The sequence below is a fragment of the Stenotrophomonas indicatrix genome, from assembly GCF_050573115.1.
Taxonomy (GTDB): Bacteria; Pseudomonadota; Gammaproteobacteria; order Xanthomonadales; family Xanthomonadaceae; genus Stenotrophomonas; species Stenotrophomonas lactitubi_A.
The window spans coordinates 1-13,947 of sequence record NZ_JBNYZT010000007.1 but is presented as its reverse complement, the minus strand read 5'-3'; the positions used below and the strand labels follow the sequence as shown (position 1 = coordinate 13,947).

Annotated in this window: 8 protein-coding genes; 5 read left to right on the top strand and 3 right to left on the bottom strand. The window is 67.2% G+C overall.

Going from position 1 to position 13,947, the window contains the following annotated elements:
- Positions 1–12: 12 nt before the first annotated feature.
- Both ACQ5SA_RS16000 and ACQ5SA_RS15995 read right to left on the bottom strand, forming a co-directional pair.
- Positions 13–3,816, bottom strand: a complete 3,804-nt coding sequence (locus ACQ5SA_RS16000; protein WP_499314938.1) for a LamG-like jellyroll fold domain-containing protein — start codon at positions 3,814–3,816, stop codon at positions 13–15.
- A 136-nt stretch (positions 3,817–3,952) separates the two neighbouring features.
- Complete coding sequence (locus ACQ5SA_RS15995; RefSeq protein ID WP_499314937.1) at positions 3,953–6,715, bottom strand: TonB-dependent receptor; 2,763 nt, start codon at positions 6,713–6,715, stop codon at positions 3,953–3,955.
- A gap of 285 nt (positions 6,716–7,000) precedes the next feature.
- On the opposite strand from ACQ5SA_RS15995, the gene ACQ5SA_RS15990 reads away from it, so the two are divergent.
- Entirely contained in the window at positions 7,001–8,020 is a 1,020-nt protein-coding gene (locus tag ACQ5SA_RS15990) for a sugar kinase (protein ID WP_499314935.1), read from the top strand.
- Positions 8,007–8,645, top strand: a complete 639-nt coding sequence (eda, locus tag ACQ5SA_RS15985) for a bifunctional 4-hydroxy-2-oxoglutarate aldolase/2-dehydro-3-deoxy-phosphogluconate aldolase (protein ID WP_499314933.1) — start codon at positions 8,007–8,009, stop codon at positions 8,643–8,645. Before ACQ5SA_RS15990 ends, eda begins: the two co-directional genes overlap by 14 nt.
- A 50-nt stretch (positions 8,646–8,695) precedes the next feature.
- On the opposite strand, the gene ACQ5SA_RS15980 is transcribed toward eda, so the two are convergent.
- Positions 8,696–10,546, bottom strand: coding sequence for a sigma-54-dependent Fis family transcriptional regulator (locus ACQ5SA_RS15980; RefSeq protein ID WP_499314931.1), 1,851 nt, complete (start codon positions 10,544–10,546; stop codon positions 8,696–8,698).
- 222 nt (positions 10,547–10,768) lie between these two features.
- On the opposite strand from ACQ5SA_RS15980, the gene adh reads away from it, so the two are divergent.
- From adh to ACQ5SA_RS15965, 3 genes are all read left to right on the top strand, one after another.
- Positions 10,769–12,298 carry an aldehyde dehydrogenase gene (gene adh / locus ACQ5SA_RS15975; protein WP_499314929.1) on the top strand — a complete coding sequence of 510 codons (1,530 nt, stop codon included), beginning with the start codon at positions 10,769–10,771 and terminating at the stop codon, positions 12,296–12,298.
- 74 nt (positions 12,299–12,372) lie between these two features.
- Entirely contained in the window at positions 12,373–13,401 is a 1,029-nt protein-coding gene (gene adhP / locus ACQ5SA_RS15970; RefSeq protein ID WP_499314927.1) for an alcohol dehydrogenase AdhP, read from the top strand.
- A gap of 105 nt (positions 13,402–13,506) precedes the next feature.
- A complete protein-coding gene (locus ACQ5SA_RS15965) occupies positions 13,507–13,896 on the top strand; it encodes a hypothetical protein (RefSeq protein ID WP_108266752.1) in 390 nt (129 codons plus the stop codon).
- The last annotated feature ends 51 nt before the right edge of the window (positions 13,897–13,947 follow it).

The window sequence follows — 13,947 nt, the reverse complement described above, 5'->3', positions numbered from 1 at the left end:
CAGCGTCAAGCGTCACCGCGGCACGTCCGCCACATTGTTGAGCCGCGTCACTTCCTCACCGCCATCGGCCAGCGCAACGCGCACGCGCAGGCCACTTCGATCACCGGCCGGCAACGGCAACGACACCACCGTCGTCTTCGGCAACAGGTCAGTCGGTGCAGCCATCGCCGGCACTTCGGTGCGTGCCATCTCGCGGCCCCGCGCATCTTCCAGCACTGCCACGCCCACGCCGCTGGCCACATGCCCAAGGCCGTGTACCGTCACGTGTACCTGGCGCCCGTCCATCCGCACATCACCACGGCCCACGCCCAGATCCGGACGCGTTTCCACCGGCGTCCCCGCAGACACGCGCTCGAACTCGAATACCTCGGTGCGGCCAGGCTGGAACTGCATCGGTACCGAAGCACTCGTTTCCAGCTGCACCATGCGCTCGCGCGGCGTGCCGTCGATGCGGCCATCGCCGTCGCCATCCACGCCACTGCGCACGCGCCAGGTACCGCTTGCCACGTTCCAACCGGTCATGTCGGCGGCGATCACGCGCGAACCGAGGTTATGGCTGGTGACCGTGAAACGCTCGCGCGAGGGCGCATGCACCAGCAGCGCCACCTGTTCGGCGGCACCCTCACGATCGAAGCGCCAGCTGACGGTGTGCCCGGGCCAGCTCTGGTTGCGCTTCAGGGCGATGCCGCCCAGCCGCGCACGCTGCAGGAACTCGCTCGGCGCCTCCACCCGGTCGGACCACCAATGGCCTTCGGTGTTCATGTACGCACGTTGCACCTTTGCCTGCAGACCATCGGCATGCAGTGCATCGATGTACTTCCGTTCCCCGCTGGCCTGCCATGCCATCAGGCTGGCGAAGCCGGTCTTCCCGGCATCGGCCTCGGCGGTCAGCAGCGGGTACCAGTCCTGCTGCCGGCCCAGCGCCTCTACATAGTTCTCGCCGAGGTTGGCCAGCGCGCCGGGCCCGCCGCGCTGCACGCGGTAGTCCAGCGCCTGCAGGTACTTCGCATCGCCGGTCCAGCGCCACGCCGCCCAGAACGTGTGCATCGTGTCGCCGCTGCCGGAGCCGTTGTTGAGCTCGCCGCCGCGGGTCGCACCCGTGGCCCAGTTGATCTCGTTGGGCAGGGTGAAGCGGCCCTTGTCGTCGCTGCCGGCGTGGGCCAGATAGCCATCGGCCAGGCCGATCACCAGCCGGCGCCCGGTCGGGTCGGCGTTGTACTGGCCCAGCAGGAACGCCGGATGCAGCACCGGGAACGAGTACGGCTTCTGCCACTGCCAGTTCGGTTCGCGGTAGACCTTGTTGCCACCGAACCAGTTGCTGGAGAACAGCAGATGACCCTGCGGATTGCGCAGGATGATGCGCTCGTCGAACGCCTTCACCGTTTCCATCAATCGTTCCAGCGTCAGTGGATCGCCCCAGTTGAGGTAGAGCATCGCGCTGTTGGTGTTGATGCCTTCCTCGTAGGCATGCAGCTCGTCGGTCTCGATGGTGCTCAGGCCATTGCTGAACATGCCATTGCGGTACACCGCGTCGGACAATGCGATCAGCGAGGCATTCAAGCGGTCCGGCTGCACACCCATCAGTGCAAGGCCGGGCCATTGCTGGGTCAGGTCGGAATCATCAGAGATGCCGCCGCCGAAATCGCCGTAGGCCACCTGGCGCTGATCGATCCACCAGTCGACGAACTGCCGCACCTGGGCCAGGTCCTGCACCTGGTGGAATGCCCACGCCGGTACGCCCTTGGGCACCTCCGGTGCGGTGTACGGTGGTCGCCCCTGGCTGTTGTAGCTGATGTAGTTCCAGTACAACCGGCCCAGTTCGTGGTCCGGGTCGACCCGCAGCAGATCGCTCAGGTCCGCGTATACGCGCGCGTACAGGCGCTGGCGCTTGGAGGTGGTGTGTTCCTCCACCAGGAAGCCCCAGTTGTCGCGCACCTGGTTGAAGCGGTCGGCTATGTGTTCCTTGATCGCCTCGGCACGTGGCTTGAACACCAGCCGCACCTGCGCACCGTCCAGGGACTTCGCATCGAAGCCGGGCGCGGCCGAGGCGATGCTCATCCACAGGCTGTCGGCGGTGAGGATGCGGTCGCGCAGGTCCAGCCACAACGTGCGTTTCTTGCCCGGTTGCACCGAGACGGAAACATCGATCATGTCGCGCGTCGGCCAGATCGGATCCTTGATGCGGATGTTCAGCGGGATCAGGCCGTCGTGCGTGGTCGGCAGGTCCAGCGCGGGGATGTCGATGGCCACGCCGTCCAGGCCGTCATGCATGTTCTCCCAGCTGTAGGCCCAGCTGCGGATCAACGGCTGGTTGGCCGGCGCATCGCCCACGCCGGAGGGAATCAGCACGTGCACGATCGGCTTCGGCTGAGCCGGCAGCGTGTCGGCGCTGCGGCGTCGCGAGCCTGCGCCCTTCGGCAGCGCCATCACCGTGCTGCGTTCGGCGAGCGGGTAGCGGCCGTCGATGTAGCGGCGCAAGGTGTCCAGGTTGGTGTAGTCGGGTAGCGCCTGGCTGTCGATGACATAGGTCTGCTTGACCGTGCCATCGGGCTCGGCGCCTTCGCTCACGTCGTACGCCCAGATTTCCTGGATCGGCGTTTCCTGTTCAACGTTGCTGAAACGCAGCACGCCCCCGGTCTGCGCCGGGATGTCGTCGACGCTGCGCACCACGCCTTGTGGACGCGTTGCCAGCACCTGCGTGGCGTGCGCCGCATCGCGGCCATGGGCCAGCGTGCCGAACGCCGCACCACGGATCTCCACGCGGTTGACGGTCTCGCCCGCCGGCACGGTCAGATCCAGATGCTGTCCGCTTTCCACATACGTATTCCAGTCCGGCAACTGGAAATAATCGTTGCGGCCGGGCAGCCGCGATCGGTTGTAGACACCGGGCCAGGTCGTCTCGGCGATGCCGTCGGTGGCCTTCCACATCCACGCCTTCATATCGCGGGTATCGGCGAACTCGATCTTGCGGATGCGCGTGCCGGCGGCGCTCAATGCCGGTGGCGGTGCGCCGTCCCAACCGAAGCGATGCTGCCAGGCGCGGTCATCGTTGGCACTGGCAACGGCGCTGGCGGCGGCCTTGCCACGCGCGAGCGCACTGACGGCCGCAGCATCAAGCATGCGGTCGTACACGCGGATGTGCTGGAAATCGCTGCCACGCAGGAAGTTGTAACGGCTCTGCACCTGGTAGGGCGCCATCACCCGTCCGGCCAGGCCAAGCTGGTCCAGCGCCGCGTCGTAGTCACCCGTGGCCTGTGCGCGCGCCACCTCGCGGCCATCGACGAACAGGCGCACGCCCTGGTCTTCATCCCAGGCGAAAGCCAGGTGCAGCCACTGGTCCGCGCGCGGCGGCGTGTCCATGCGGAACGACACACGCGTGCGGGCGAGATTGGCATCGGTGACGAACGCATCGAAGCCGTGCCCGTTCCAGTCGATGCGCAGCCAGGCCATGTCCCAGCTGCTGTGGTCGGCATAGCCGACGCGGAAGATCACGAACGGAGCTTCGCCCACCGCGTAGCGCGCGCGCCAGTTGAAGGCGAGGGTGCCGCGCTGGGCAAGGATGTTGCCAGGCGCATCCCAGGCAAGCACGCCGTCGTCCTGCCATTGGATCGCCTTGCCGCGCGCTCCGTCGTCGACGATGTCGACCTTGTCGCGGAAGTTCGGTACCGCTTCCCCCTGCGCCACCACGGCCTCAAGGCCCTTGCCGGCATCGACGTGGAACAGCAGCGTGGGCGCATCGGTAGCGGCCATCGCGGGGCCAGCAGCCAGGGCCACTGCGAGCAGCAGGCAGCGGGACAGGGTCGAGCGGTGCGGCATCAGGCGTTTCCTTTCAACGGGCGACGGCCGGCAAGGGCCGCCGGACCGTAGCAAGGCCACGCCGCGACGGCACCTTGCGGCGCAGCAGCGGTCGTGGCGAACGACGGCGTGCCGGGTGGCACGCCGTCGGCGTTGCTCAGAACTTGTAGCGCAGCCCCAGCAGGTACTGGCGGCCGGTCTCGGTGTACTGCAGCGGCAGGCGACCGGTCAGCGGCGAGTACACCCACTCGTCGGACGCTTCGTTGGTCAGGTTGATGCCTTCCAGGCTCAGTTCCAGCTGGTCGCTGATCTTGTAGCGGATGGACGCATCGAACACCGTGGTGCCGGTCATGCCGTGGTAGCCGTCGAGGTTGAAGCCGGTTTCCTGGCCCGGTGCCTGGGTCAGGTAGTCGTCGCGGTTGGTGGCCGAGATGCGCCCAGCGAACTTCTCGCCTTCATAGAACAGCGTGGCGTTCCACGACGACTTCGACAGGCCGGTCAGGTCGGTCTTCATCACCGGTTGCCCGGCCGCGTTGATGTACTGGATCTTCGATTCCACCCAGGTGTAGTTCAACTGCACGCCCAGGTTCGCCCACTTGCCTGGCAGGAAGGTGAAGGGCTGGGTGTAGTTGGCCTCCACGCCGTGCAGTTCGCCGCCGGGGGTGTTGACCGGCTTGCTGTAGGTGAAGTCATCGGTGGCCGAGGCGCCGGTGCCGACCAGCAGCGAGGCCGGCAGGCCGCTGTCACTGTACGGACGCACTTCGCGGGTGGTCTGTACGAAGCTCTCGATGTCCTTGTAGAACAGGCCGATGCCGGCCATCGCACCTTCGGCGAAGTACCACTCGAAGCCGAGGTCGACATTGGTCGCGCGGATCGGATCCAGTACCGGGTTGCCACTGGAGATGGTGCGTGCACCACCGGCCACGGCCACCGTCGCGCCCGGCGTCAGGCTGCCCAGCCCCGGACGGCTCATCACCTTGGCCGCACCGAGGCGGATCAGGAAGTCCGGAGTGACTTCAGCCACCAGGTTGAACGAGGGCAGGGTGTCGTCGTAGGTGCGGCTGACCGTGGTTTCGACGGTGCCGTTGGCCAGCGTCGACTGTCCGGTGGACGACTGCTTGGTGCGCACGTAGCGCACGCCGAAGTTGCCCGACAACGGCAACGAGCCCAGTTCGGTGGAGAACTCGCCCATCAGGTAGCCGCCACGGTCCTTCTCTTCGACGCTGCGCACGTTGTTGGCGCGCGGGGCGACGGCGAAGGTGCCGCTGTTGCTGTAGATGTCCAGCTGTTCGGCGATCGCATCCAGGTTCGGCACGACCCAGTTGGAGGGACTGCCGCTGATGCCCTTCAGTCCCGCCTGCTCGGTCAGGTTCACCGGCACGATCTTGCTGCCGCCGGCGAAGTTGGGCACGGCCAGTTCGCTGGCGCGGCGCAGTTCGACGGTCTTGAACGTGTAGTCCTTGGCCAGCACGCCGCCCTTCAGGCGGAAGCCCGGGCTGATGTTCCAGTTGAAGTCGATCTGGCCGGTGTCGAAGTCGTTGTCCACGTACTGCGGACGCAGGCGGATCTCGGCCAGTTCCCAGCCATTGGGATTGGTCGGGTCGATGCCGTAGTTGAGCACCGGCGCACGGCTGTTGCCACGGTAGTCGTAGCTGTAGCCCTTGACGTCGTACTTGTCCATGATGACCGTGGTCTGCACCGGGTTCTCATGCTTGGAGCGCGAGATGCCGAGCTTGCCGGACAGGGTGAAGTCATCGCCGAAGCGGTGCTGGCCGTTCAACGCGATCTGCTTGAACTCGGTGCTCCACTCGTCGTGGCGGTTCTCGGTGCGGATGTCGACGTTGTCGAATTCGCCGTAGAGCAGTGCGTTGTCGCGGATCTCGCCGTTCTTGACGATGGTGGTCGGCTTGCCCGACAGGCGTGCGCTCGCATTGGCGCCGCGGCTGAAGGAGATCGCTTCGATGTAGTGCTCGTCGCGCGTCGCATCGATCTTCGAGTAGAGCGCATCCAGCGAGATCTCGGTGGCGTCGTTCGGCTTCCACTGCAGCGAACCGGTTACGCCGAGCCGCTTCTGTTCGTGTTCCATCTGCACGTAGCGCGGGAAGCGCGGATGGAACACGTTGGCGCCACGCGCAGCAGCGAACGGCGAGGACGCGGCGAAGTTGCCGTTGCTCGGGCCGTTGGCCCAGCGGCCGGTATTGGAGCCTTCCTCCAGCGCCTGGCGCTCGGAATAGGCCACCGACAGCAGTGCGCCGAAGGTGCCATCGGCGAAGGTGTTGGAGACCAGCGCGGCGATGCGCGGGTCGGCCTTCTCGGCCATCGCGTTGTAGCTGGCCTGGCCGCTGGCGGCGAAGGTGAAGCCGTCGTAGTCGAACGGACGCGCGGTGCGCAGATCGACGGTGGCGCCCAGCGAGCCTTCCTCGACGTCGGCCGAGGCGGTCTTGCGCACCAGCAGCTGCGAGAACAGGTCCGAAGCGAACACGTTGAAGTCGAAACCACGGCCGCGGTTGGTGCCGCCGCTCTGGTCACCGGCGCCGACGGTGGTCAGCGCTTCCATGCCGTTGATGCGCACGCGGGTGAATTCCGGGCCGAGGCCACGCACCGAGATGTTGCGGCCTTCGCCGGCCTCACGGGTGATGACCACGCCCGGGATGCGCTGCAGCGACTCGGCCAGGTTCAGGTCGGGGAACTTGCCGATGTCCTCGGCGACGATGGCATCGACCACGCCGGCTTCGCCGCGCTTGATGTCCAGCGCCTTCTCCACGCTGGCGCGGTAGCCGGTGACGGTGACCGTATCCAGGTCGGTGGCGTTCGGGTTGGCGCTCTGCTGCTGCGCGCCGGCGTTGCCTGCCAGGGCCAGTGCTACGGCCAACGCGAGCAAGGTAACCGGTGTCTTTTTTTCATGGTTCCGAGAATGCATGCCTTTCCCCTCTCCCAAAGGTCTGGTATCGCGGCTGTTTCAGCGTGATGACACCGCTGGTCAGGCCGGACGTTAACAGCACGTTCCCGATCCGGCATCTTGCACCGCAACAGATCTGAAATGTCTCCAAGACGCTTGCAGGACAATGCTTCCAACAGTTTGGTAGGCTAAGGGCAAGGCCGGGCGGGATTGAAATGACACCGCTAGCCAATTCCACGCCCCACGCGTGGTCCACTACCACGCCGCCCAGTGTCACATGCGGGCGGCACGCGTGAAGGAGCAGAAATGGGTCGTATCGTGTGTTTCGGGGAACTGCTGCTGCGCCTGGGTGCGCCCGGTCGCGAGCTGCTGCTGCAGTCGCCGCAGCTGCAGGTGCACGTCGGCGGTGCCGAGGCGAACGTGGCTGTCTCGCTGTCCCGCTTTGGACATGACGTGGCCATGGTCAGCACCGTCGCCGGCAACGCGCTCGGCGCGCATGCGCTGGCCGAACTGCGCCGGCATGGCGTCGATACGCGCGGCGTGCGGGAAGATGCCGACGGCCGCATGGGCCTGTATTTCCTGACCACCGGCGCGGTGCAACGGGCCAGCGAAGTGGTCTACGACCGTGCCGATTCCGCGTTCGCCAACAGCACCGCCGCCGACTACGACTGGCCTGCGCTGCTGCAGGGCGCGCAGTGGCTGCACCTGTCCGGGGTCAGCCCGGCACTGGGCCCGGACGTGGCGCAGGCCACGCTGGCCGCAGCGCGCGCCGCCCGTGCGCTGGGCGTGCGCGTGTCCTTCGACGGCAACTTCCGGCCGAAGCTGTGGCAGCGCTGGGGTGGCGATGCGCGGGCGATCCTGCACGAACTGTTCGCGCAGGCCGACATCGTCTTTGCCGACTACCGCGATATCGAAGTCATCCTCGGCCAGCGCTTCGAACAGGCCGACGTGGTCGCGCGCGTGGAAGCGGCGGCAGCAGCGGCATTCGACGCATTCCCGCAGCTGCAGTGGCTGGCCTGCACCCAGCGGCAGACGCTGAGCGTGGACCACCATGCGCTGGGCGCGCTGCTGCTCGGCCGCGATGGCACCCGTGCACAGGCGCCGGTACGCCAGCTGCAGGGCATCGTCGACCGCATCGGCGGCGGTGATGCCTTCGCGGCAGGCATCCTGCATGGCATCCTGTCCGCCTTCGATGCCGACGCCACCGTGCGCTTCGGCCTGGCCGCCGGGGGCCTGAAGCACTCCATTCCCGGCGATTTCAATCCCGTCAGCGAAGCTGATGTGTTGGCCCTGATGGGCGAGGAGCGATTCGATGTCCGGCGCTGATCCACGCGTTCGTGCGGTACTGAAACTGGCACCGGTGATTCCGGTGTTCACCCCCGATGACATCGACGATGCGGTGCAGGTCGCGCTGGCGCTGTTCCGTGGTGGCCTGCCGGTGATCGAGGTGACCCTGCGCACGCCGCGTGCGCTGGACGCCATCAAGGCCATGGTCGAAGCAGTGCCGGACGCGGTGGTCGGTGCCGGCACCGTGCTCGATGCTGCACAGATGCAGGCCGTGAAGGACGCCGGCGGCCGCTTCGCGGTATCGCCCGGGGCGACGCCACGGCTGTATGCCGCCGCACGCGATGTTGATCTGCCCTACCTGCCGGGTGTGGCCACCGGTTCGGAGCTGATCGTCGGCCTGGAACATGGCCTGGATACCTTCAAGTTCTTCCCCGCCGTGCAGGCCGGGGGTGCCGCGATGCTGTCGGCGTGGCACGGCCCGTTCGGTGATGTGCGCTTCTGCCCGACCGGCGGCATCAGCGCGCAGACTGCCAGCCAGTTCCTGCACCTGCCCAACGTGCTGTGCGTGGGCGGCTCCTGGCTGACCACCGCCGCGCTGATGCAGACCCGCGACTGGGACAGCGTCGAGCGACTGGCGCGCGAGGCCGCAGTGCTGGCCAGCTGATCGTTCGGCCGCTGGTGGAGCCGGGCACAGACCCGGCGCTACCGACGCCCTCAAGCGCGTGGTGTACCCAGCCGCCGGTACAGGGTGCTGCGGTTGATCCCCAGCCGCTTGGCGGCCGCGCTGACGTTGCCCAGGCATTCTGCCAGCGCCTGGCGCATGGCCGCCTCGGCGATGTCCTCCAATGCACCGCTGGCCGGCACGGCTGGCGCGGCCACCGTGCCAGCACGCACGTCCACCGGCAGCAGCTGCGGATCCACCGGTTGACCGGGCTCAGCCAGTGCGGCCAGCGTGCGCAGGCAGGCGCTCAGCTGCCGCAGGTTGCCGGGCCAGGCATGGGCCACCAGTGCAGCGCGCGCCTGCGCAGACAACATGTGGCCGCGCCCCAGTTGCTGCCACAAGGCATCCACCACGGCACCGCGATCAGGGTGTTGCCGCAACGGCGCCAGGGTGACCACGTGGTCGGCGATGCGGTAATACAGATCCGCACGGAAGCGCCCTGCATCCACCGCCTGCGGCAGTTCGCAGTGGCTGGCGCAGACCAGCGCGAAATCGAGTTTCACCGGCTTGCCACCGCCCAGCGGTGACAGCTCGCGTTCCTGCAGCACGCGCAGCAGACGTGGCTGCAGCGCCAGCGGCATGTCGCCGATCTCATCGAGGAACAGCGTGCCGCCCTCGGCCCGCCGCAGCAGGCCCGGACTACCTTGGCGGCGTGCACCAGTAAAGGCACCGTCCTCGTAGCCGAACAACTCCGCTTCGATCAGGCCTTCCGGCAACGCCGCACAGTTCACCGCGACGAAGGGCTTCCCGGCACGCAGGCTGCGCGTGTGCAGTTCGCGCGCGAAGACTTCCTTGCCGGTGCCGGTCTCGCCCTGCAGCAGCACCGGCAACCCGGCCTGCAGCACACGCCCGGCTGTGGACAGCTGCTGTTGCTGCGCGGTATCGAACAGCGGACCCTGCGCATGGGCCGGCAACGGCACGGTCGCCACCGGCGTCGGCACACTGCGTCGCGACGCGCGCGCTTCGCGCACGCCGTACAAACGACGACCTTGACGATCAAGCAGCAGGCCATCATCGGCCAGCCGCGACAGCGGTTGTTCGAACAGTGCTTCGTACGGCGTGCGGCCGATGTCCTGGCGGTCCAGCCCGAACAGCGCCAGCCCGGCACGATTGGCCGCGATCAGGCGGCCGCCGCGGAAGCCGAGCACGCCCTCGCGCGCACTGCCGAGCAGCGCGGGTTGATGATGCAGGCGCAGCAGCTCGCAGTCGGCCAGGCCGTCGGCAAAACCGCGATGCTCGATCTGTGCCACTGCCTGCCGCACCAGCGCCAGCGCATGCAGGTGCGGCAACCGTGCATCGCCGGACACGTCGAGCACACCCAGGCACTGCCCGTAGGGATCGAGGATCGGCACGGCCGAACAGGTGAGGATGCCGTGCGGGGCGAAGTAGTGTTCACCGCCACGCACCTGCAGCGCGCGCCCGTCCACCAGCGCGGTGCCGATCGCGTTGGTGCCGACGGTGCCTTCGTCCCAGCGCATGCCGGGCATCAGCGCGACACGACCGGCCTTGTCGAGGAACCCGGTGCTGCCCTCGGCGTCGAGGATCCAGCCGTCTTCATCGGTCAGCAGCACGATGCTGCCGCTGTGGGTCATTTCCGCCGCCAGTCCATCCAGCTCCGGACGGGCCTGTCGCCACAGGCGCTCGCGGCGCTGGCGCAGTTCGCGCAGCCGGTGGTCGGTCAGCGGTTCGGCGCTCGGCTGCGCATCCACCAGCAGGCCGTGCCGCTGGCAGCGTTGCCAGGAATGCAGGATCGCCTCGGGCACCGCGCCGACGGGAGCAGCGCCGCGCTCGAAGAAACTGCGCCGGGCACTGCCCAGGCGGGGATCGGGAGCAAGCGGGGACACCGACAGCCTCCTGTGTCGCACATTGCGACAGTTGTTGCGGGACCTGTCCCGATTAACAGCACACCCCGCGTCGGCCTGCAACGGCCATACCTGCTGCACTGCCGCAGCCTGCGCGACACGATGACCGATGGCCGGGCGATGAAGGCGTGATGCAGCGCAGCAGGCCAGGGTTGGCATCGTCCTTGCGCCTGTGGAGGCACCACGCCCATCACAGGAGCCGCCATGAACGCCGTACCGTCCGCCCGCCCGCATGCCACCGATCCGCGCTCCCTGTTCAAGCCGCGCTATGGCAACTACATCGGTGGCGAATGGATCGCCCCGCGCAGCGGTCAGTACTTCGACAACCTCTCGCCGGTGAACGGCCAGGTGTTCACCGAGGTCGCCCGCTCCAACGCCGAGGATATCGACGCCGCACTCGATGCCGCGCACGCCGCCAAGGACGCCTGGGGCCGCACATCGGCCGCACACCGTGCGCTGCTGCTCAACCGCATTGCCGATCGCATCGAACAGAACCTGGAACTGCTGGCCCATGCCGAGACCTGGGACAACGGCAAGCCGATCCGCGAGACGCTCAACGCCGACGTGCCGCTGATGGCCGACCACTTCCGCTATTTCGCCGGCTGCCTGCGCGCGCAGGAAGGCAGCCTGTCGCAGATCGACGACGACACCGTGGCCTACCATTTCCACGAACCGCTGGGCGTTGTCGGGCAGATCATTCCGTGGAACTTCCCGCTGCTGATGGCCGCCTGGAAGCTGGCGCCGGCACTGGCCGCCGGCAACTGCGTGGTGCTGAAGCCTGCCGAGCAGACGCCGGCATCGATCCTGGTGCTGATGGAAGTGATCGGCGACCTGCTGCCGCCGGGCGTGCTCAACGTGGTCAACGGCTTTGGCCTGGAGGCGGGCAAGCCGCTGGCCAGCAGCCCGCGCATCGCCAAGATCGCCTTCACCGGCGAGACCTCCACCGGCCGCCTGATCATGCAGTACGCCAGCCAGAACCTGATTCCGGTGACGCTGGAACTGGGCGGCAAATCACCGAACCTGTTCTTCGCCGACGTGATGGCCGAGGACGATGATTTCCTCGACAAGGCGGTGGAAGGCTTCGTCATGTTCGCCTTCAACCAGGGCGAGGTCTGCACCTGCCCGTCGCGCGCGCTGGTGCAGGAATCGATCTACGAACGCTTCATGGAACGCGTGCTCGAACGCGTGGCGGCAATCCGGCAGGGCAATCCCCTGGACCCGAACACCATGGTGGGTGCGCAGGCATCGGGCGAACAGTTGGAGAAGATCCTGTCCTACATCGCCATCGGCCGCGAGGAAGGCGCCGAGGTGCTGATTGGTGGCGACAAGGCCGCGCTCGGTGGTGATCTGGCCGGCGGCTTCTATGTGCAGCCGACCGTGTTCAAGGGTCACAACGGCATGCGTGTGTTCCAGGAGGAGATCTTCGGGCCGGTGGTGTCGGTGACCACATTCAAGACCGAAGAAGAAGCATTGCAGATTGCCAACGACACGCTGTACGGCCTGGGTGCCGGCGTCTGGAGCCGCGATGCCGCGCGCCTGTACCGGGTGGGCCGCGCGATCCAGGCCGGGCGGGTATGGACCAACTGCTATCACGCCTACCCGGCACACGCCGCGTTCGGCGGCTACAAGCAGTCGGGCATCGGCCGCGAGAACCACCGGATGATGCTCGACCACTACCAGCAGACCAAGAACCTGCTGGTCAGCTACGCACCGAAGAAGCTCGGCTTCTTCTGAGGATTGATCGGGATCAAGGCGCGGGCATCGGGCCGGCGCCATCCTGTCTGCAAGCGCACTACGGAGAAGCACGCATGAATAGAACCATGAAGGCCGCCGTCGTCCGTGAGTTCGGCAAGCCGCTGGTCATCGAAGAAGTCGTGGTACCGCGCCCGGGGGCGGGCGAGGTGCTGGTCAAGATCGAGGCCTGTGGCGTCTGCCACACCGACCTGCACGCCGCCGAGGGCGACTGGCCGGTGAGACCGAACCCGCCGTTCATCCCCGGTCACGAGGGCGTGGGGCACGTCGTGGCCGTGGGAGGCGGGGTAGGGCACATCAAGGAAGGTGACAGGGTCGGCATCCCCTGGTTGTACTCGGCATGTGGCCATTGCGAACACTGCCTGGGGGGCTGGGAAACGCTGTGCGAAACGCAGCGCAATACCGGCTACTCGGTCAACGGCGGCTTCGCCGAGTACGCACTGGCCGATGCCAACTATGTCGGCCTGCTTCCGAAGGAAGTGGGCTTCGTCGAGATCGCGCCGGTGCTGTGCGCGGGCGTCACCGTGTACAAGGGCCTGAAGGTCACCGACACCAAGCCCGGTGACTGGGTGGCGATCTCCGGCATCGGCGGCCTCGGCCACATGGCCGTGCAGTACGCCCGCGCGATGGGCCTGAACGTTGCAGCGGTGGACGTGGATGACGCCAAGCTGGTGCTGGCCCGGCGTCTTGGCGCGCAGGTCACGGTCAACGCGCGCACCACCGATCCGGCCGCGTTCCTGAAGAAGGAGATCGGCGGCGCGCATGGTGCACTGGTTACCGCGGTTTCACCCAAGGCGTTCGAACAGGCGCTGGGGATGGTCCGTCGCGGCGGCACGGTCTCGCTCAACGGCCTGCCACCGGGCAATTTCCCACTGGACATCTTCGGCATGGTGCTCAACGGCGTCACCGTGCGAGGTTCGATCGTCGGCACCCGCCTGGACCTGCAGGAGTCGCTGCGGTTCGCTGCTGAAGGCAAGGTCGCCGCCACGGTCAGCACCGACCGCCTGGAGAACGTCAACGAGGTGTTCGCGCGCATGCATGCCGGCACCATAGAAGGCCGCGTGGTGATCGACTTCGCTGCCTGACCCCCCTGTGCATGGCCGCTGTGTCCGTTTCCCTCTCCCACGGGCACGGCGGCCATGCCGATCTGCCCGCAGCGCCGGGCAGCCTGGCGGCCGTACAATGCGCGCATGCCCGCCACGCTCAAGACCATCTTTCTCTCCCTGCTCGCCCTGATCGGCGCGTTGCTCGCGCTGGCCTTGGTCAGCAGTGCGGCTGGCTGGCTGCCATCGCTGCTGGGCATGACACCGGGAAGCGAGGCGCAGCTCGGCTGGGACCTGGCGTTCACCGTGCTCGGCGGCATCGCCGCCATTGCCTTTGCCACCTACTACGCGCCGTGCTGGCCACGCGCGCATGGCACCTCGATCTGGTCGTTGCTGGTACTCGGCGCGGGCTATGGCCTGTGGATGATGGGGGGCGATTTCCCACAGTGGTTCGTCATCGGCCTGCTGGTTTCATTGCCGGTGCAGTTGTTGTTGGGCTGGTGGTTCGGCCGCCGTGCGTCGCGCGATCCGCGCTGAGCGGATACGGGTAGTGCCGGCCGCTGGCCGGCAACCTCGACAATCCTGCAG